Annotated in this window: 15 protein-coding genes; 8 read left to right on the top strand and 7 right to left on the bottom strand. The window is 71.8% G+C overall.

What is annotated here, in order from left to right:
* The first annotated feature begins 136 nt into the window (after positions 1-136).
* From ACWCXX_RS09230 to ACWCXX_RS09215, 4 genes are read left to right on the top strand one after another with little or no spacing between them, the layout of a single operon-like run.
* Positions 137-1873: a non-ribosomal peptide synthetase gene (locus ACWCXX_RS09230; protein WP_451125707.1), complete on the top strand. Its 1737-nt coding sequence runs from the start codon at positions 137-139 to the stop codon at positions 1871-1873.
* Complete coding sequence (locus ACWCXX_RS09225) at positions 1870-2604, top strand: thioesterase II family protein (protein ID WP_451125706.1); 735 nt, start codon at positions 1870-1872, stop codon at positions 2602-2604. The genes ACWCXX_RS09230 and ACWCXX_RS09225 overlap by 4 nt, the downstream gene beginning before the upstream one ends.
* The gene (locus tag ACWCXX_RS09220) at positions 2601-3785 is read left to right on the top strand and encodes a cytochrome P450 (RefSeq protein WP_451125705.1); all 1185 of its coding nucleotides are present in this window, start codon (positions 2601-2603) and stop codon (positions 3783-3785) included. Before ACWCXX_RS09225 ends, ACWCXX_RS09220 begins: the two co-directional genes overlap by 4 nt.
* The gene (locus tag ACWCXX_RS09215) at positions 3782-4960 is read left to right on the top strand and encodes a DUF711 family protein (protein WP_451125704.1); all 1179 of its coding nucleotides are present in this window, start codon (positions 3782-3784) and stop codon (positions 4958-4960) included. The genes ACWCXX_RS09220 and ACWCXX_RS09215 overlap by 4 nt, the downstream gene beginning before the upstream one ends.
* Before the next feature lie 129 nt (positions 4961-5089).
* Here ACWCXX_RS09215 and ACWCXX_RS09210 read toward each other — a convergent pair whose 3' ends face one another.
* The 7 genes from ACWCXX_RS09210 to ACWCXX_RS09180 all read right to left on the bottom strand — a co-directional run bounded on the left by ACWCXX_RS09210 (position 5090) and on the right by ACWCXX_RS09180 (position 16686).
* On the bottom strand, positions 5090-7093 hold the full coding sequence (locus ACWCXX_RS09210) for a hypothetical protein (RefSeq protein ID WP_451125703.1): 2004 nt from the start codon (positions 7091-7093) through the stop codon (positions 5090-5092).
* The gene (locus tag ACWCXX_RS09205) at positions 7090-8271 is read right to left on the bottom strand and encodes a VWA domain-containing protein (protein WP_451125702.1); all 1182 of its coding nucleotides are present in this window, start codon (positions 8269-8271) and stop codon (positions 7090-7092) included. The genes ACWCXX_RS09210 and ACWCXX_RS09205 overlap by 4 nt, the downstream gene beginning before the upstream one ends.
* A complete protein-coding gene (locus ACWCXX_RS09200) occupies positions 8268-10613 on the bottom strand; it encodes a DUF5682 family protein (RefSeq protein WP_451125701.1) in 2346 nt (781 codons plus the stop codon). The genes ACWCXX_RS09205 and ACWCXX_RS09200 overlap by 4 nt, the downstream gene beginning before the upstream one ends.
* Entirely contained in the window at positions 10613-11746 is a 1134-nt protein-coding gene (locus tag ACWCXX_RS09195) for an ATP-binding protein (protein WP_451125700.1), read from the bottom strand. The genes ACWCXX_RS09200 and ACWCXX_RS09195 overlap by 1 nt, the downstream gene beginning before the upstream one ends.
* Positions 11743-15396, bottom strand: a complete 3654-nt coding sequence (locus ACWCXX_RS09190) for a WGR and DUF4132 domain-containing protein (RefSeq protein ID WP_451125699.1) — start codon at positions 15394-15396, stop codon at positions 11743-11745. The genes ACWCXX_RS09195 and ACWCXX_RS09190 overlap by 4 nt, the downstream gene beginning before the upstream one ends.
* Before the next feature lie 403 nt (positions 15397-15799).
* Entirely contained in the window at positions 15800-16234 is a 435-nt protein-coding gene (locus tag ACWCXX_RS09185) for a hypothetical protein (protein WP_451125698.1), read from the bottom strand.
* Positions 16228-16686, bottom strand: a complete 459-nt coding sequence (locus ACWCXX_RS09180) for an ATP-binding protein (protein WP_451125697.1) — start codon at positions 16684-16686, stop codon at positions 16228-16230. The genes ACWCXX_RS09185 and ACWCXX_RS09180 overlap by 7 nt, the downstream gene beginning before the upstream one ends.
* A gap of 207 nt (positions 16687-16893) precedes the next feature.
* Here ACWCXX_RS09180 and ACWCXX_RS09175 point away from each other — a divergent pair, with 207 nt between their 5' ends.
* The 4 genes from ACWCXX_RS09175 to ACWCXX_RS09160 all read left to right on the top strand — a co-directional run bounded on the left by ACWCXX_RS09175 (position 16894) and on the right by ACWCXX_RS09160 (position 19607).
* Complete coding sequence (locus tag ACWCXX_RS09175; RefSeq protein ID WP_451125696.1) at positions 16894-17754, top strand: helix-turn-helix domain-containing protein; 861 nt, start codon at positions 16894-16896, stop codon at positions 17752-17754.
* Positions 17754-17990, top strand: coding sequence for a DUF397 domain-containing protein (locus tag ACWCXX_RS09170; protein ID WP_451125695.1), 237 nt, complete (start codon positions 17754-17756; stop codon positions 17988-17990). Before ACWCXX_RS09175 ends, ACWCXX_RS09170 begins: the two co-directional genes overlap by 1 nt.
* A 171-nt stretch (positions 17991-18161) precedes the next feature.
* The gene (locus ACWCXX_RS09165) at positions 18162-18971 is read left to right on the top strand and encodes an SAM-dependent methyltransferase (RefSeq protein WP_451125694.1); all 810 of its coding nucleotides are present in this window, start codon (positions 18162-18164) and stop codon (positions 18969-18971) included.
* Between the two features lie 189 nt (positions 18972-19160).
* Entirely contained in the window at positions 19161-19607 is a 447-nt protein-coding gene (locus tag ACWCXX_RS09160) for a YchJ family protein (protein WP_451125693.1), read from the top strand.
* Positions 19608-19621: the final 14 nt, after the last annotated feature.

Raw genomic sequence — 19621 nt, 5'->3', positions numbered from 1 at the left:
GGGGGACCCCGGACGAGTTCGTGCAGAGGGACAGCTGAAAACAGAGGTATCTCGACGCGCCAGGAACTTCTTGGTGAACCATGGGGGAGATTTTGTGAGCACACCTGTTTCGACCGGAAATTCAGCAGTTCCTCACGTGTCGCGCGCGAAGAAGGCACTGGAGCGCTGGGTGGGCGAGTACCCGGACCGGCTCGGATCGGTCGGGATCGACGGCCACGGGCTGACCTGGAGCGAGATCGCCGTTTCGACGCGAACCCTGGCCGGCCGGCTCGAACGGGCCGGAGTGGGGGCGGGCGATCGAGTCGCCGTCATGGCCGGCCGGTCGCGGTACGCGCTGAGCAGCCTGCTGGCGATCTGGGAGAACGGATCGTCGGCGGTGCTGCTCGACGAGCGGAACCCGGTCGAACGGCTGCGCTGGATAACGCGGGACGCCGGTTGCTCGGTGCTCGTGTCCTCGGAACCGGATGCCGCGGATCTGGGTCTCGCGGTGATCGGGACGGCCGGCTCCGAGGCCGGTTCCGTCGATGGTCCGCCCGCCGGGGCCGACTGCGACGAATGGCCCCGGAACGAGCGCGGGCCGGAGGCGTACGTCGTCTACACCTCGGGCACCACCGGCCGCCCCAAGGGCGTGCGCGTCGGCTCTGCCGGTCTGGAGAATTTCCTGGCCAATGCCGAAGCGCTGGAATACCGGCCGGGCAGCCGGGCCGCTTCGGTCGTCTCCCCGGGTTTCGACGGCTGGCTGTGGTCGATGCTCACTCCTTTCGTCAACGGCGTCACGTGTGTGGCGATCGACGTCGCGCACGGGAACGTGGAACAGGCCCTGGTCGCACAGAAGATCGACAACCTGTGCATGACCCCCTCGCTCTACGCCGCGCTCCAGGAACTGCCCGAGGTCGAGGTCGCCGTGGTGGCCGGAGAACGCTGCCCGGACTCCCTCGTCGACCGGCTCCAGGGGATCGCCGAGCGGGTGATCAACGTGTACGGGCCGACCGAGGCGACGATCGCCGCCACCATGGCCGACACCGCTCGCCGGGAGGACCCCCGCACGATCGGCCGTCCGATGTCCGGCTACACGCTCACCGTCGTCGACGCCGACCTGAACGAAGTGCTCCCCGGCGTCACCGGCGAGGTGCTGATCGGTGGGGTCGGAGTCGCTCTCGGGTACGTCGGCGCGGACGGGCCGGGCGCGGACCGGTTCATCGACCGGGACGGCACCAGGTGTTTCCGTACCGGAGACCTCGGGTCGTGGGGCACGGACGGGCAGCTGAATTTCCTCGGCAGGGGCGACAACCAGGTCAAGATAGGTGGTTTCCGAATAGAACTGGAGGAGATCGAGAGCATTGCCTGCGAGGTGCCCGGCATCGAGAAGGCAGTGGCCTACGTACGGGGCGAGCCGAGCACGCTCGCGGTCGGTCTCCTGACGGCATCCGGCTCCTGCCTGGACGAGGGCCTGCGGAAGGAGCTCGACTCCGGATTCGCCGCACGGCTGCCACAGCAGCTGCGCCCGGCCTTCATGCACGCAATCGTCGATGTTCCGCTCGAAACGACCGGCAAGGTCTCACGCCGCGAGGTGGCCGCGCTGGGCGAGGCCGAACTCTCCGGCGACCGGGGCGACACGGCTGTGGACCACGGCCGGTCACCGGATGACGGCCAAGTCCTCGGGTGCGTCCTCGCGGCCTGGAGCGACGTGTTCGGGCGCAGTGTCTCCGAGGACTCCGACTTCTTCGCCATCGGCGGGCATTCGCTGCTCGCGGCCCAGCTGGCCGCCCGGCTGGAGACGGAGTTCGACGTCACGGTCTCGATCACCGACGTCCTCACGGCCAGGACTCCCCGAGCGCTGGTCGGCCGGATCGACGAAACGAGGCCGGCATGAGCTACCTGCGGTCCTTCACCGCGGACGGCGAGAACGCCGCCACGACCGTGGTGGTGTTCCCCCAGGCAGGCGCGGGCTGCCTGCGGCTGCACTCGATCACACCGGCGCTGCCCGCGGGGCTGAACCTGCTGGGAGTGCAACTACCGGGACGCGAGGACCGGTTGGAGGACCCACCGGCGAACGACCTGGCCGAAGTGGTCGATCGCGTCGGTGCCGAACTGCGCGGCCCGGCACGCCGCCGGTCGCTGGTCCTCCTCGGTCTCAGCCTCGGCGCGATCGTCGCGTACGAGGTCGCGAGGAAACTCGAACTCGAAGGCATGGCGCCCCGTTCACTGGTGGTGGTCGCAGCCCGGTCCCCGGAGCACTGGAAGTCCTTCCCGGCGGCCGATCCGCCGTGGGAAGAACTGACGGCTCTGATGCATCCGTCGATCCGCGAGTCCGAGTCCGCCCGGTACGCCGCTGCGACGATGCGCGCGGACCTGCGACTCATGGCCGACTACCGGGTCCCGTCCGCACCGCTGACGAGCACATCGCTCCTGTCCGTGTCGGGACGCCGGGACGACGTCGCCACCACGGCGCAGATGTTCGGCTGGTGCGACAGGGCGACCGATTACCAAGGACATCAAGTGATCGACGCAGATCATCACGGGTTCATGGAACAGAACGTCCTCACCGGGATCCTCTCCGGCATCGCGTTCGAGGACGCCCCCCGTCGGGTGGTGCGCGGATGAAGCAGCAGACGGCGCCGGACCTGTTCGAACCGGGCCTGTTCGACGGAGTCGGGTTCTACGACGCCTTCGCCTGGTACCGGGCGAACGAGCCGGTCTCCTGGCAGCAGTCCGCGGGGGAGCCGGAGGGGTTCTGGAGCATCACCAAGTACCGCGACGTGGTGTCCGTGCACCGGGACAGCACGAGGATGAGCTCGACGAAGGGCATGCGGCTCGGGTCGACGGCCGCCGCTGTCGGGGCCGTCGCGAACAAGATGCTGATCGTCTCCGACCCGCCCGACCACACCCGGATGAAGCGCGTGCTCATCCAGCCGTTCTCGAACGAAGTCCTCGCCAGGGCCGAGGAGTACGTGGAGAAGGTCGTCGCCGACGTCGTCGCGACGGCCCTCCGAAACCCGGAACCGGACCTGATCAAGCACCTCGAACGCATCCCCACCGATGTCATCTGCGCGATCATGGGGCTGCCCCGCTCGGACTGGGAATGGATCGGGAAGAAGACCACCGAGGCGTTCGAGTCACCCTCGGAGATCCAGCGGATCACCGCGAACAGCGAGATCTTCAAATACTTCAACGACATGGTGAGCGAGAACCGCAGAACCGCCGCGAACGACTTCATCGGCGGGCTCACCGCCCGGACCGACGGCGACCCGCAACTGACCGACGCGGAAGTGGTCTTCAACCTCAGCGGGATCCTGGCCGGTGGGAACGAAACGACCCGGTACACGCTGGCTTCGCTCACGCTCCAGCTGGCGGAGCACCCGGACCAGTGGCAGCGGATCGTCCGGGGGGAGGTCACTGCGGAGACCGCCACGGAGGAGGGGCTGCGCTGGTCCGTGCCCGGCATGCACGTGATGCGGACCGCGGTCGAGGCGGTCAGGGTCGGCGAGGCCGAGATTGAACCCGGCCAGCGCGTCGTGACCTGGATCGGCTCGGCCAACCGGGACGAGGAGGTGTTCGACGACCCGGACACGTTCGACGTCGGACGGACCGGCAACCGGCATCTGAGCTTCGGCGCGGGGCGCCACCTGTGCCTGGGAAGCCGGCTCGCGCGACTGGAGATCACGGCATATCTCCGGGCGCTGAGCAGCACGGTGAGGTCGCTGACGATCGAGGACGAGCCGCGCTACAACGGGTCGAATTTCACCTGGGGCCTGAACGAACTTCCGGTGGTGCTTCACGCATGACAGAGACAGCCGCATCCGTTTCCCGGATCCGCGCCGTGACCGTCTGCCTTCCCGACGAGGTGTTCCGGGGCGGACGAACCGATGTCGCCGGCATCGGCGAATACGGCGACAAAGCACAGGCCGTCGGCGACGAGATCACCCGTGCCGGGTTCGACGTGCAGACGGTCCGCCTTTCCGGCCCGGCACTCGACGAGCCGCTGGACCACGACCGGCTCCGCACACGGGCCGCCGATCTCGTCGAAGGATGCCGACGGGCGGGCGTGGGCAGCGCCTCCCTGACCGCGTTGCAGCCCGCCGCGCTCGCGGAGCTGGAACCTTCCGGGATCGCGGAAATGCTGGTCGAACACCCGTCGCTGTTCATGTCCGTCGTCGTCGCCGACGGTGCCGATGTGGACCACGCCGCCGTCGATTTCAGCGGGGCCGTGATCCGCGAGCTGGCGAGCCGTGACGGCGATGCCAACTTCCGCTTCGCGGCAGTCGCCAATCTGGGCGCCAACGCTCCCCTGTTCCCGGGATCCTTCAGCGACGGCAAGGACGCGGGGGTGAGCGTGGGGCTGCAGTCGGCCGGTGCGCTGCTCGCCCGCGCCCGAGAGGGTCGCCCCCAGAACCTCGCGGAGGCGACCCGACTGACCAGGACGTGTCTGCAGGAAGAAATCGCCCTGTTCGAGGGCATGCTGGAGAAGGCGTGCGAGCAGTACGGTCTGAAGCTGCACGGTTTCGATCCGTCGCCCGCCTGTGCGCCGGATGCCAGCATCGGAGAGTTCCTGGAGGAGGTCGGCGGAACCCGGTTCGGTTCTCCCGGCATGCTCGCCACCTGCGCCGCGGTCACCACCGGCATTCGGTCCACCGGCCGGCCCATGGTCGGATACGCGGGGCTGATGCTCCCGGTACTCGAGGACAGGGTGCTCGCACGCGCCTGGCAGGAAGGCAGGATCGACGCCGACTCGGTGCTCGCGTACTCGTCGGTCTGCGGTGCCGGACTGGACACCATTCCCCTGCCCGGCTCGACCCCGGACCACGAGGTCGCCGCTGTGATCAGGGACATGGCGGCACTGTCGGCACGGTGGGCGAAACCGCTGTCCGCCCGTCTGATGCTCGCACCGCCCGGCTCCGATCCGCGGCGCACGGAATTCGGGGCGGAACAGATCGTCAACATCGACTATCCGACCGCGTAGGGCATCGCGGATCGGCGGTGCGCGGCAGAATTCCGTCGCGCACCGCCGCAGGGTGGGGCGAGGCCGGGTCCGGAGAGACCCGCCACACGCCCGCAGGGCAGACGGGTCTCTCCGGACCCGGTCCAGGAATCAGACCTGGCCGGAGCGGAGTTCGCTGCTGACCATGAGGTGCAGCTGGGCCTCCAGCCACGCCCCGGCACGGGCGGCCAGGCCCTCCTCGCCCGGCGCGGACCCGGCGTCCAGGGCGTCGACGAAGGCGCGGAGCAGTGTCGCGGCACGGGTCAGACCGGTGCGGGACAGCGCGGTCACGGAGTCGTCGATACGGGACCGGGCGGGGACGTTCAGGTGGCGAAGCCCGCTGTGCGCCACCGCAGCCATGGCGGACATCGCCTCGTCCAGGGCCGCCGCCAGCGGATCGGAGGGCCGCCGTGCCACCGCCGCCAGGGCCGTGGAGCCGTCGCCCGCGGCGAGGTCGGGCACGACCACCCCGGTCGGAGTGAGCACCCCGAGCGGATCGATCCGCACCCCGCCGCCCGAGCGGTGCACCGCACCGCTGACGTGCGTGGCGCCGCTCTCCAACGCGTCGGCCAGGGCGTCCAACGCGCCGGGGCATTCCGACCGGTACTCCGACGTCACCAGCGCCCGCGACCCCGAGGCATCGAGCACGACGGCCTCAAGACGCTGCTCGGCCGGGTCGTAGCCGACGCTCTCCACCTCCGACAGCGCGACGACATGGACGCTCTCCGCCTCGACCCGCGGCCGGATCGACCGGGGCGGCCTGCCTGCCCAGCCCGCCGTCAGCGCGGTCAGGTCCCGCACGAGCAACGGTTCGGGCAGCTCGGTCCAGGCGGCGCCGACTGGGGTGATGGTCGTCGTGCCGAGCCGGCCCCGGGCAACGGCCAGCGCACGGCTCGGAGTGCGCCGGACACTCTCGCTGACCAGGCTCCCGGTGGCCAGCGAACCGAGCGGGGTGGCGAGGACCCGCCGGGCGGACAGGCCGTGGGCGGTGAGCTCCCTGCCCTCGGCCGCCGTCCAGTTCTTGCGCAGCACGAGGACATTGCCCGCGCCGGGATGGGCGAAATACACCTCGCAGGTCAGGGACTGACCGGTGCCGTGGACACGGCAGCCGAGCGAGGTGAGCCGGACGCGGCGCAGCGGGGTCTCCCCGGCCTCGCGGGTGCCGAGCACGCCGGGGTGTGCGGCGGCCCGGCGGCGGGCGTGCAACTCGGTGATCAGGGCGGCGACCGATTCGGGGCGGTAGTGGGCGCTGCGGTCGGCGTACGCGGTGAGCTGGTCCGTCAGCTCGGCGAGCGCCCCTGCGGGCCAGTGCATCGACTCGGCGGTCAGCCCGGCACCGGCACGCACCAGGGCCCCGCCGTGGACCGGCCCGACATGGGCCACGCCCTCCGCCAGCAGCTCGTCCGCCAGCTCGACGGCCCTGTCGAGCGCGGACAGGGGCGCGGACGCCGCGGCGGCACCTTTGCCCCCGACCCGGACGGACACGGAACGCTCCTCGGTCCCCGTCGCGTCGGCGGCCCGGAACGCCCACACCGCGAGCGCCACCATCTCGCCGCGCAGCTCGGCGGCCGCGTCCGTCAACGCGTACCCGATCTCGCCGGGCACCGGGAAACGCACCGTGCAGGTGGGGAGTTCGACCCGAGGGTCGGGGTGACCGGGGGTCGGGCGGTGCACGACGGCGCCGTAGCCGCGCTCGAAGGTGCGGCGGGCCGAGGCGGCCGGGCGGGGGCCGACCGCCTCGGCGAGGACGTCGTCGCCGGTGTCGCCGGGGGACCAGTCGGTGACCGGGGCGGGGGCGCTGTCCGTGGCCGGCTCGGTCCGCCGCTGGTAGGCCAGCACCAGGGCGACGAGATGGCGGCAGACGCCGGGTGCGGCGCAGCTGCAGTCGCCGTTGTCCAGACCGGCCCCGGGCGGCAGCGACGTGGTGGTGCCGTCGTCGAAACGGGCCCGCACGGTGGCGTCCGGGTCGGTCGTGAGCGCGGGCACCGTCCCGGCGTCCAGCTCCTTCGTGGCGCGTTTGACCAGGCCGCGGTTGGCCAGGGCCGCGAGCGTGTCCGGGGTGAGGGCGAGCAGATCGGCCCGCCCGTCGGCGGAATCGGTGGACGTGTCGGTCATCGGCCCAGCCTCTCGGCGACGAACTCGGCGAGGCGACCCGGTGTCATCGCCCCGATGTGTGCCCCGGCCCCGGCGAGCCGCCCGGCCGTTTGGCGGTCGTAGTCCGGGTCGGCCTCCTCGTCGAGCGCGGCCAGCCCCAGCACGGTCGTGCCCTGCTCCACCAGCCCCCGCACCGCCCGCACCAGTCGGTAGGCGTCGCCGCCCTCGTAGAAGTCGGTGATCAACGCGACGATGGTGCGCCGCGGATTCTCCACCAGCCCCGCGCCGTACTCCACGGCCCGCGCGATGTCGGTGCCACCGCCCAGCTGGACCCGCATCAGCAGCTCCACCGGGTCGGTCACATCGGCGGTCAGGTCCACCACCTGGGTGTCGAAGGCGACCAGATGCGTCTTGAGACCGGGCAGGCCCCACAGGCAGGCGGCGGTCACCGCGGAGTGGATGACCGAACCTGCCATCGAGCCCGACTGGTCGACCAGCAGGATCAACTGCCACTGCGTCACATGGCGTCGGGTACGGGAGTGGAAGTGGGCGCGCTCGATGAGCAGCCGGCGCTCGGCCGGCTGGTAGTGGGCGAGGTTGGCCTTCACGGTCTGCCGGAAGTCGAAGTCCCTGGCCAGTGCCACCCGGCTGGGCTTGCGGGAACGGGTGCCGTGGAACGCCCGGCGGACCTCCGGCCGGAGCCTGGCCAGGAGCTGTTTCACCACCGTCTCGACGATGCGCCGGGCCAGCTGCAACACCTGGGGGTTCATCAGGTGCTTGGTGCGCAGCACGGCCCGCAGCAGCGTGGCGCTCGGCTCGACCCGCTCCAGCACCGCGGGATCGGTGACGATCTCCTGGATGCCGTACCGCTCGACCGCGTCCCGCTCCAGGCGTTCGACGGTCTCCTTCGGGAAGAGCCGGTGGATGTCGTCCAGCCAGTCGACCGCGGTCACCGCGGACGGGCCGTCACCGCCCTCCCGGGAGCCGGAGCGGCGCACCCCCCGCCCGGCGAGATCGGGGTCGCGGCCGTAGAGCCAGTCGAGAGCCGCGTCCCGGCCGGCGTCGCCCGGACCCAGCGGCCCGGTGTGCCGTTCGGCGGGGGAGCCGAGCACCAGTCGCCAGCGTTCCAGTCCCGCGTCGGGGGCCGTGCCGGATCCCTCCTCGGGCACCGGGCCGGGCGCGTGTCCGTGCGTGGTCATGGGGTGGCTCCCAGGTCGTAACGGGCCAGCAGCCGGGACACGGACTCCTCCAGCGTCCGGGCCCCGGCGATCAGCAGGGGGTCCGCGGTGGTCCGCAGCAGGGAACGCGACGAGCCGCGCACCCCGCGCCGCTCCAGCAGACGGCCGGCGATCCGCTCCCGTTCGCGCGGTGGGAAGAACGCGAAGGCCTGCCGCAGGGCGGGCAGCCCGGCCAGGAACTCGTCGTCGGGCAGCGCACGGATCAGACCGTCCAGCACGTCGATCAGTGAACCGCCTCCGGGGCCGTCCTCGCCCACCACACCGGTCACCTCGTCGCGGGCGAGCGCGAACAGACCGGCCAGCCAGTCGCCGAGCGCGTCCGCCCCGGCCCGCGCCACCGCACGGACCGCATCGGCCGGATCCCCGAAGGCGTCCGGCTCCTCGGCCAGGGCCCGGTGCAGCCCGAAGGCGGCACCGCGCAGATCGAGCGGCGCCTCCGGATCGTCGTTGATCCGCCGGGCGATCCCGGCCACCGTCGCACGCGTGACGGGCAGCAGCTCCGGCGCGTGCACCACCGTGTCCCGCACCGCGACCACGGCCCGCAGCCGGGGCCGGTCCACCCCCGCAGGACCGCGCGCACCCTCCAGGAGCCACAACAACCGTGCCGTCGCCCCCTCGACCACGGAGGCGAGCAACGGACCGCGCGCCATACCGAACACCCGGTCGTGCCGCCACAGCCCCAGCGCCGTGGCGAGTATCCCGCCGAGCGGCCCCGCCGTCCGCAATCCGCCGACTTGGGAGGACAGTTCACCGAGCAACTGCTCCGAGAAACCGTCCATGCCGCACACCACGGCGTCGAACAGCGTCTTCGCCAGGTCGTCGGCCTCGGCCGCGGCAGCACGCGCCCGCTCGGCGAGCGCGACGGCCGCCGCCTCCGCCAGGGTCGCGCCGTACGCCCCCGCCTCCACCAGCGCCGCCTCGCGGCCCGGGGCGGCCTGTGCCTCCCAGCGCTCGGTGAAGACGGGGTCGGCACCGTGCTCGGGGCCGGCGGTCCGCCCGTGACCGGGTATCCCCAGCACGCGCAGCCGGTGCAGCACCCGGCTGCGCTCCAGATCGGTGGCGTCCGTGAGGTCCAGCCGGTACGAGGTGCCCGTGCCGCCGTCGAGCACCAGCGCGGCGAGCCGCGCCGCCACGTCGTGCACCAGCGGTGGCGCGGGAGTACCGGGATGGAGGCGACCGGTGCGGTCACCGCCGCAGGCCGCGAGCATCTCGACGACCACCGGATGGACGCCCGTCGTCAGGGCGCCGCGCGTCGTCCACGGCAGCGGACGGTCGAGGTCGTCCGTGATCAGGGCCCCCGCGAGGCCGTCCAGCACGTCGATCCGCGCCGGGGACGGATGGCCGCGCAACGCCGTGAGCCCCTGCGCCAGACTCCGTGCGGCGATCAGATCGGCGGTGGACACCGGGAACCTCCGTGCCCGCAGCCGCTCGACGACCACCCGGAGCAGGCCGTCCGCAGCCGCCTCTGGACCCGCGTCCCACACCCGCTGGTAGTAGCCGGGCGACGGCATGCCCGACTGGTACCCCGCGAACGCGTCCAACTGCCGGAAGGAGTACGGCACGAGGAAGCTCCCGGCCATGGCCCCCTTTGGCGGGGCGGGCACCCGCGGCCATCCGTCCTCGTCCTGCTCCCAGCACTCGTCCTGCGCACAGCCCTCACCACCGGGCTCGGTGAGCGCACGGAGCGCGGGCTGATGAAAGCCGCCGGTGACCACCAGCACCGGCCGGTTTCCGGCCCTGCCGACCGCCGCCCGGACCCACGCCGCCATGTACGTTTCGCGGGCGCGGTCGCCCGCGTCGGCCGCAGCGTCACCCCGGACCAGCGCGAAGTACGCGTCGAGCCGGTCGGCGAGCCCGTCGTCCGGCTCGACCTCGAACAGGCGGTCCCAGAGGGCGTCGGAGGAGTCCACCGCGAAATGCCGGCACAGCCGCTCCGTCGCCTCCGCGTAGCGGATCTCCGCGTCGGCGTACCGGTTGGTGCGCTCGGCGAACGCGGGATGCCAGGCCGGGAGGTCGATGAAACGGACCTCGGCCCCGGCCGCCCGCCCCGCACGCAGCGCGACCCACTCCGGCGAGTAGTCGCACAGCGGGGCCCAGGACGTCGCGGCCCGCCGCTCGTCGCGGTAGTGGCTGAACACCGCGACCGGCAACTCGTGGCCGAGCAGCAGCTCGTCCAGCCGGCCGTTCATCTCGGCCGGCCCCTCGATCAGCACCTGGGCGGGCCGAAGCTCCTCGACGGTCCGCTCGACGAGCCGTGCACAGGCGGGGGAGTGGTGACGCACCCCCAGGAACACCGCGGGCATCAGTCGGCCAGCAGATGACGTGCGTCGTACAGGGCCTTCCACTGCGGACCGTGACGACGCGGCACCTGCTGCTCCAGGTAACGGCGCAGCCGGGCCAGGTCCTCCGGGCTGTCCTTCGCCGCCGTGCCCGCCAGACAGGCCACCACATCGGCGGCACTGCCCGGCTCGCCGCGCAGGAACCAGCCACGCACCCCCACGGCGTGGGCGACCGAGACGGCCTCCGCCGTGCTCATCACCGCCGTGGGACGGTCCGAGCCGCCGGCCCCGCCCTTGTCGCCTGCCCCCGCGCGCAGCTCCCGGAAGGTGCCGACCAGCACCTCCAGCACGTCCCGGTCCGGCGGCGGCTCCACTCCCGAACGCCGCAACAGGGTCGTCACCTCGGCCTCGACCAGGGCCAGTTCGGTGTCCAGGTCGGGGATCGGGAACACCGTCTCGAAGTTGAACCGCCGCTTGAGCGCCGCGCTCATCTCGTTGACACCCCGGTCCCGGGTGTTGGCCGTGGCGATGACGTTGAAGCCCTGACGGGCGAAGACCATGCCCTCGGGCCCGGTCAGCTCGGGGACGGCCACCACCCGCTCGGAGAGCAGCGACAGCAACGAGTCCTGCACCTCCAGCGGGCAACGGGTGATCTCCTCGAACCGCACCAGCCTGCCCTCCGCCATGCCGCGCAGCATCGGGGCCGGGACGAGAGACCGGGTGGAGGGCCCCTCGGCGACCAGCAGCGCGTAATTCCACCCGTACTTGATCTGGTCCTCGGTGGTGGCCGCGCCGCCCTGCACCGTCAGCGTCGAGTCCCCGCTGACCGCGGCCGCGATCAGCTCGGACAGCAGCGACTTGGCGGTGCCCGGCTCCCCGACCAGCATCAGCCCGCGGCTCGTCGCCAGGGTCACCAGGGCCCGGTCCACCAGCGAGGGATTGCCGACGAACTTCCGGCCGATGCCCGTCCCGGCGTCCCCGACGATGAACCGGCGCGCGGCCCGCAGGCTCAACTCCCAGCCGGGCGGCCGGGGATCACGGTCGTCGGCGCGCAGCGCGGCCAGCTCGTCGGCGTACCGCACCTCGGCCGGGGGCCGCTGCACCGCGACCGCGCCGTCGTCCGGCGCACCCCCGCGCGTCTCGTTCCGCACGGTCATGATGCGACGCTCTCCGTGAGTTCGGCCAGGTCGCCGAGGAGCTCGGACACGGTCACCCTGTTCAGCCCGGTGAAGCGGAGCCGGTATTCGCCACGCCTCCAGTGATCGTCGGGCCTGCTGTCGAGCCAGACCGTCTCCAGGGTCTGGTCGGGGAACATGTCGACCACGCCGACCGCGATGCCCGGGTCCAGCGCGATCACGAGGTAGCAGTCGTCGGCCAGGCGCTTGGAGATCCAGCGCTCCACCCCGGCGTCCTGCGGCACCCCGCGCTCCCAGCCGCGCCGCTGCAGCCCGAGAACCTTTCCGATCGGCACCTTGAGCCCCTCGAACCGGGGGATCCGGTACGTGTCGGCCTCCTCGCCGGGCAGCGTGAACACGCTCCGCCCGAGCTGCGGGAAGGGCTGAAGGATCTCGTAGTCGGCGAACACCTCGGACCAGGCGGCCAGTTCGTCACCGAGGTGCAAGGGGTGCGCGAGCCGCACCGTCGCGTCGTCGGCCAGGACGAAGACGTCGTCCTCCGCGTCGGCGAACGTACGGTCCTCCGCCACCCGGAACGCGGTGCGCGTCCCGTCCTCCGCCTCGCTCAGCCACACCAGCCGGCGCACCAGGTGCCACAGCAGCGGATGACCGACGAACAGCTTCTGGAACTCCTCGGCGGTCCAGGAGCGTTCGGCCACCATCGCGGCCTCCAGGCGTCGTACCTGGTCCGAGGCGATCGTCCGGACGTCCTTCTTGAGCGTCATGAACCGCTTGCGCTCCGCCGGGGCGAGCTCCGCGTCGTCACGGGCACCCGGCTTCGGCAGGTCCTTGCGGTGCCTGCCGTCACCGTCCAGCACGTACGGCCGCAACTGCTCGTCGAAACCGACCGTGAACGAACGGGGGCCGTAGTCGATGACCGTCGAACCGTCCGTGTCCAGTCCGAGGTCGGGCACGAGACGGTCGGAGAGCTGTTCCCCGGTCAGCCCCAGTCCTGCGGCGACCTCGGCGATCTTCTCCCCGGCCCGCTCCTTGAGCGCCTTGAACTTCACCCGCTGCGCGATGCCGTGCAGATGCAGCAGGGCCACGTCGCTGCCGATGGCGGCCAGCACGTCGAGGCCCTCGACGGCCCGGTGGTGCGCCGACTCCCCGGGCCAGGCGCGGATCACCGGGGTGAGGCGGCGGACCGTCTCGTCGTCGCCCAGCAGTCCCAGCGCGTGCAGCGCCCACGACTCCTTCGCGGGCAGGTTCGCCATGCGCCACTGCTCGAACAGGGCCCAGGCGAACTCGGCGAGCGAAGCGGCCTCGGCCGTTTCGGTCAGGGCCTCGACGCCCGGGTACACCTCGTCGGGCTTCGACAGCGCCAGCATCATCACGGCGTGCCGCACCGACGCCGCCGGCAGCGCACCACCGGAACGGACCTTGACCTGGGGCAGGACCGCGGGCTCCGCCCAGCCGGGCAGCACCGGCATCTTGGCGGGCAGCGCGCGTTCCAGTGGGTCGATCGACAGCAGTTCGTCCACCGCCGCCGCGACCTCCTCGCCGTACCTCCGGGCGGCCTCGCGCACCACCTCGTCGCCGTGCGTCGAGGCGATGTGCAGCAGCGCCTGCTCGGCGGCGCGCCGTGCGGTGCCCGCCTTGCCGACGGCGTCCGGCACCAGGAGCGGGGCGGCCGCCGCCCCGTGCCGGGCGAACCAGGTACGGGCGGTGGCCGCGGTGGACTTGAGGCGGACCGCCCAGTTCGCCATGTGCCGGGCGACCTGCACGTCGACGAAGGGGAGGAACAGCGGGGCGAGCGAGTTGGGCTGCCGGGGCACGGCGCGCAGCAGCATCGGCAGCGCGGCGAGACCGAAGCGGGCGACGACCGGCTTGAGCGTGTCCTCGCCGGTCCACAGGTCGGTCGGATCCCAGGTGGCGAGCAGCGGGGCCACCAGCTCCTCGTCGCCGTGGACGAAGGCCCAGGCAGGTTGCAGGCTGCCCTGGGCCAGGTCGTGCTCCAGGGTGGCGGCGTCCTTCTCCCAGGAGCCGTTGCCGGGCCTGGAGGTGTACCAGGAGGAGGTGGCCGCCCATTCGGCCTGCTCCTCGGGCAGCCACACGAGCGAGGGTTCGGCCTCCGCGGGCGGTACCGGCACGGTCTTGTTGTTGATCTTGGTGCGGGGCCGGGACCAGGGCGGCGACGTCAGCGCTGCGGGCAGGGAGTCCGACGGCGCTTCGGGGACCAGGTCCGCCGGGTTGAGCAGCGGTTCGACGATCTCGACGACCTCCGGGGCGAGGCCGTCGAGCGCCAGAGCCACCACGTCGCGGTGGGTGCCGATGTGCCCCTGGAGCAGCTGCGGCACCAGGCCGGAGGCCCCCTTCGGACCGGCGGCCACCTCCGCGGCCAGTAGTCGCACCGCCCGCACCGGGTAGCGGCCCATGGCCGTGAGGAGGGAGGAGCGGACGTGCTTCGAGTCCGCATGGGCCAGCAGAGCGAGGAACGCCTCGTCGGTGGGCAACTCGACCAGGGACTCGGCGGCGAGCTTCAGGCTCTCGGAGTAGTAGCGATCGGGCTGCTCGAGCACCTCGGCGAGAAAGGGGGCGACGGCCGGTCCGATGCCCTCGGCGGCCGTCGCGATGAACGTGACATTGTCGGCGAAGCCGGAGAAGGGGGAGAAGCGGGCCGCCTGGTCGGCGGAGCTCAGCGAGTTGAACGCCATTGCCCGCAGGATGTGGTTCCGTGTGCCGGTCACCTCGGGGTCCGCGCAGAGCTCGTCCACCCACTCCGTCTCGCTCGGCACGAGATAGGAGACGAGGACCCGGCGCGGGGCGTCGGTCCGGCAGCGGGCCAGCACCTCGACGCTCGCCCGGTAGGTGTCCTCGTCGGCCACGGCGAGAAGGGCACGGACGCGGTCGATCGGGACCCGGTGCTCCCCCGCCCAGTGGTAGTGGGGCTCCTGGAGGGTCTCCAGCCGGGGCTCGTCGCGCCTGCTGCCGCTCTGCTGCCAGGTGGCCCCGGCCGAGAACAGCTCGGCCGCCGCCCGCGCGGCGAACGGCAGGCCGTACCGCGCGACCCAGAAGTCCGCCCACACGGAGTTCGGCACGGGCGGCCTGACGATCGAGGTCAGAACGGCCGCACCGACCGGCGAGGGACTGCCGCCGAGATGTGCCCGCAGCTGGTCGGCCACCCCGGCATCCGAATTCGGCGCGTCCACGAACTCCTGGATCCAGGAAGCGTTCTGCGCGAGCGTGGCCTCGATCTCGTCGAAGGCGCCCTTGGCCGGCTTGCCCGGCACCCGGCGCACCCCGCCGCGCCGCGGGTGGAGCGCCCGCTTCCAACTGGCGGGCAGAACGAAGGTGTCCTCGTCGGGGAGCACGACCGCGCCCTCCTCGGGGGCGGACGCGGAAACCTCGCCGGGAGCGGGAGCGGGGGCGGCACCGGAAGCAGAAGCGGAATCGGAGGCGTCCGGGAGGGAGGGGCGGGAGGCCGACGCCCCGACCTCGCGATACCCCTTCTTCTCCTTCTCCGTGATCGTCTTGAGGACCTGGGCCGCGGCGGCCTCCGCGGACGCGTACTCCTTCGCCTGTGTACGCCCGTCGCTGCCGCACCGGCCGTAGCGCACCGTCACCACGGCGCCCACGGCCTCGGTCTCCCAGAACTTCGACGCACTGCCCTCGACGTATTCCCAGCGACGCACAGCTCCGCCCCCTTCGTCACTTTCGACTCGCACCGCCGCGAGCTCTTCGATCAGTGGTGCCACAGTAGAACGAACCACTGACAGCGCAGTGCGCCCGGGGTTCCCGGCAAGGAAAGCCGCAGGTCAGTCAGTGCGTTGAAATCCACAGCCGGGCAAGACCCCCTCGCGGCGCGGCGGCTTGTGCGCAGAAAACGACGACAGCCGTACGGCGGGCGGAAGGTGTCTTTCCGTTCCCTGTCGGGGGCCCGGGGCGGGCCGGCCCGCAGTCGGTCGCAGCGGGGGTGGTCCACGATCCACCACTGCCGAAATCGTCACGTTCCGTGAGTAGGTGTGGTGTGCAGGCGAGCGAACGGGCCGTGGGGCCGAAGGGGCGCTCCTCGCTCCGGTTCCGCGGACGCGGGCGTCAGGGGGCGGAGAAGGCGCGTTCGCCGCCGGACGGCGCCCACGACGGGGCCACGCCGGTGACCTGGCACACCATCAGGAAGAGTGGAATGGGCGGGGTGTACGGCGTGCGGTTGTCGGGCTGGTGGATCAGTCGGGGCCGGGTCGCGGAGACGTAGGCCCCTTTCGCGTAGGCGACCTGCTGCGGCCAGTCCAGATCGAGATCCGAGCCGGCGGGCACGATCCACCACCAGCGGTCGGCGTCCGCGAAGACGCAGCCGGTGCGCGGCAGGTGGGACATCAGCCGGAAGCCGTACCCGGCCGGAACCCCCACCGCGTCGCAGCCCAGGCTCGCCGACAGCGTGGGCGGCAGCGGCAGGCGCACCGTACCCGTGACGAGCCGGGGATCGCGGGGGCGGCGTGATTTGCGCAGGTGGGACATGGCGTTCTTCAGCATGGTTGCTCCGGGCCGTGCGACAGCTCCGCCCAGACGATGCGGCCCGAGCCGTTGCCCGTGTCGCGGGAGCCCCAGGCGCTGCACATCGCGTCGACGAGCAGCAGGCCGCGCCCGTGCTCGTCGTCGGAGGTGCGGCGCAGCTGCGGCCCGCCGGGCTGGTGCCCCTGGTCCTGCACGGCTATGCGCAGCCGTCTGTGGAGGCGGTGCAGCTCGCACACGACGCGCGTGCTCATGGTGTGCACCACCGCGTTGGTCACCAGCTCCGAAACGATCAGGACCGCCGCGTCATGGGTGTCCGTGTCCATCCGCCACTGGTCGAGCCGGGCCCGGGTCAGCCGCCGTGCGCCGGCCACCGACTCGGGGTGCGCGGGCAGCGCGAAGCAGTACCGGAGCGCTTCCGTCCCGGGGCTGAGATCCATGAGCCGGGGGATGAGCGCACTGCCAGGTGCCACAACCGATTCCTCACAGTGGGGGCTGCGTCACGCTCCGCGCTCTCACGCGAATGAGGGCCGGCGCGACATCGTGAACTGGTTCACTCACCAACTCTCCCCCTGTCGTGAACACTTGGCAAGGGGCACTCTGAAAATTTCAGAGTGGCTGTGTTCTGGATGGTCCATGCATGGCACACTGCTCGCAAACAGCGCATGGGGAGGTCTGAAGTGAGCGAACCGCGGTCCGCCCCGACCGTGGGTCAGGTCGTTCTCGGCAAACGCCTGCAGGATCTGCGGGAGCGCGTCGGCCTGAACCGCGACCAGGCCGCCAAGGTTCTGCGGGTCGCACCTGCGACGATACGCAGGATGGAGACCGCCGAGGTCGCTCTCAAGATCCCCTACGTGCAGCTGCTGCTGAAGGCGTACGGGGTCGCCGACGACGAGGCCGAGGCCTTCGTGGAACTGGCCGAGGAGGCCAACAAACCCGGCTGGTGGCAGCGCTTCCACGACGTGCTGCCCGACTGGTTCAGCATGTACGTCAGTCTGGAGGGCGCCGCGAGCCTCCTGCGCATGTACGAGCCGCACTTCGTTCCCGGACTGCTGCAGACCGAGGACTACGCGCGCTCGGTGATGCGCACCGGGGCCATCGGCCAGACCAGACCCGAGGACATAGAACGCCATGTGGCGCTGCGGATGCAGCGCCAGTCCCTGCTGACCGGACCGGACGCCCCGAAGCTGTGGGTGGTGATGGACGAGACGGTGCTGCGCCGTCCCGTCGGCAGCGTCGACGCCATGCGCGCACAGATCGACCGGCTGCTCGAAGCGACCGAGCTGCCCCATGTGACGCTGCAGATCGCGGAATTCTCGACGGGGCACCACCCGGGCACCTACGGCCCGTTCGTCCTGTTCCGGTTCGGCGTCCCGGAACTCCCCGACATGGTTTACAGCGAATACCTGACCGGAGCCGTCTACTTCGACGCGCGCCCCGAGGTGGCCTCCTACCTCGAAGTCATGGATCGCATGGCGGCTCAGGCCGCCACTGCACAACGCACGAAGGAAATCCTCCGGGACTTCCGCAAGGAGCTGTGATGGAACCCATATACAACGGCATGCCGGCTGCCGAACTGGGCACCGAGGGCTGGCACAAGCCGTGGAGCGGTGGGAACGGAGGCAACTGCGTCGAAGCGATGAAGCTGTCCGACGGCAGGGTCGCCATGCGCCAGTCCGCCGATCCCGACGGCCCCGCCCTGATCTACTCCCACGGCGAGATCGCCGCCTTCATCCAGGGGGCCAAGTCCGGCCAGGCGGACTTCCTCCTCACCTGATCCACCACCCCCCGCCCGTCGTCCGGACCACCCCGTCCGGACCCGATCGGCCACCCCGAACCGGCCGGAGCGCTCACCCGAACCGGCCTTCTCGACCGAATCCGCAGCGCCACCGCCGTTCCGCCCTCACACTGCTGCTGCCCGCCGACCTATGGACCCATGGAGCTCGCTATGACCGGGCACGACCCCCGAGCCGTCGAGATCGACACCAGCAAGCCCCATCCCGCACGGATGTACGACTGGTTCCTCGGCGGCAAGGACAATTACCCGGTCGACGAGCAGATGGCCCGGCAGCTGCTGGCCCTCGACGCCAGGGGGCGGGACATGGCCCGGGTCAACCGGGCCTTCATGCACCGCGCCACCCGGTGGCTGGCCGAGAACGGCGTCCGCCAGTTCCTCGACATCGGCACCGGCATACCCACCGAGCCCAACCTCCACCAGATCGCCCAGCGGACCGCTCCGGACGCGCGCATCGTCTACTGCGACAACGACCCGATCGTCCTCGCCCACGCGGCGGCCCTGCTGCGCTCCACCCCGGAGGGCGCCACCGAGTACATCCAGGCCGACGCCCGCAGGCCGGAACTCATCCTCGAAGCGGCCGGGGCGGTCCTCGACTTCGACAGGCCGATCGCGCTGTCGCTGCTGGCCCTGCTGCATTTCCTGGGCGACGAGGACGGCGCGTCCGAACTCGTCGACCGCCTGGTCGAGCGGCTCCCCTCCGGCAGCTACCTGGTGCTCTCGCACACCACCGGGGACTTCGACCCCGACAGCGCGGCCAAGGCGTCCGCCCTGTACAGGGCCCGCGGAATGACGCTGCGGCTGCGCTCCCGCGCCGAGGTCACCACGTTCTTCGACGGGCTCGAACTCGTCGAGCCGGGCGTCTCGCTCTCCGCGGACTGGCACCCGGAACTCGGCGAGGTCGTCGAAGTCTCCGGTGACGGGCCGATCCCGGGCTACGCGGGCGTGGCCCGCAAGCCCTGACCCCCGTCCGCTTCCGGCCCGGCGCCCGTGCCCGCGCCGCCCCCCGCCAGGCGCCCGCACCCGGCCAGGCCCCCCGCCCGCACCCGGCCAGGCACCCTCGTCCGCTCTCGGCCCCGGTGCGCACCAGTCGTCCGGCGCCGGTGCGCACCGGCTTTCCGGGTCGGTCGTACCGCAGGTCACAATGGGCGCATGTCACGACGCACCACACGACCGGGGCGGCCCGCCGCCAAAGCACGGACCTCCGAGGTCACCGCGGGATCGCCGTGCCCGTGCGGTCTGCCCGTCGGCTACGCGGACTGCTGCGGCCGCCTGCACGCCGGAACCGCCGCCGCGCCGACCTGCGAGTCGCTGATGCGCTCCAGGTACGCCGCCTTCGTCGTCCGGGACGCGGCGTATCTGCTGCGCACCTGGCACCCCGACACCCGGCCGCCCGCCATCGACTTCGATCCCGGGATGCGGTGGGTGCGCCTGGAGGTCCTGGAGACGACGGAGGGCAGCCCGTTCCACACCACGGGAACGGTCACCTTCCGCGCGCACTACACGGACGACGGCCGGCCGGACTCGCTCCACGAGAGGAGCCGGTTCGTCCGGCACGACGGAGCCTGGGTGTACTCGGCCGCGGTCTTCGTCGACTGACCGGCGCCGGGCAG

This window comes from Streptomyces sp. NPDC001732, assembly GCF_053596315.1.
The sequence above is the reverse complement of the archived record's forward strand: the minus strand, read 5'-3'. Positions and strand labels throughout refer to the sequence as shown.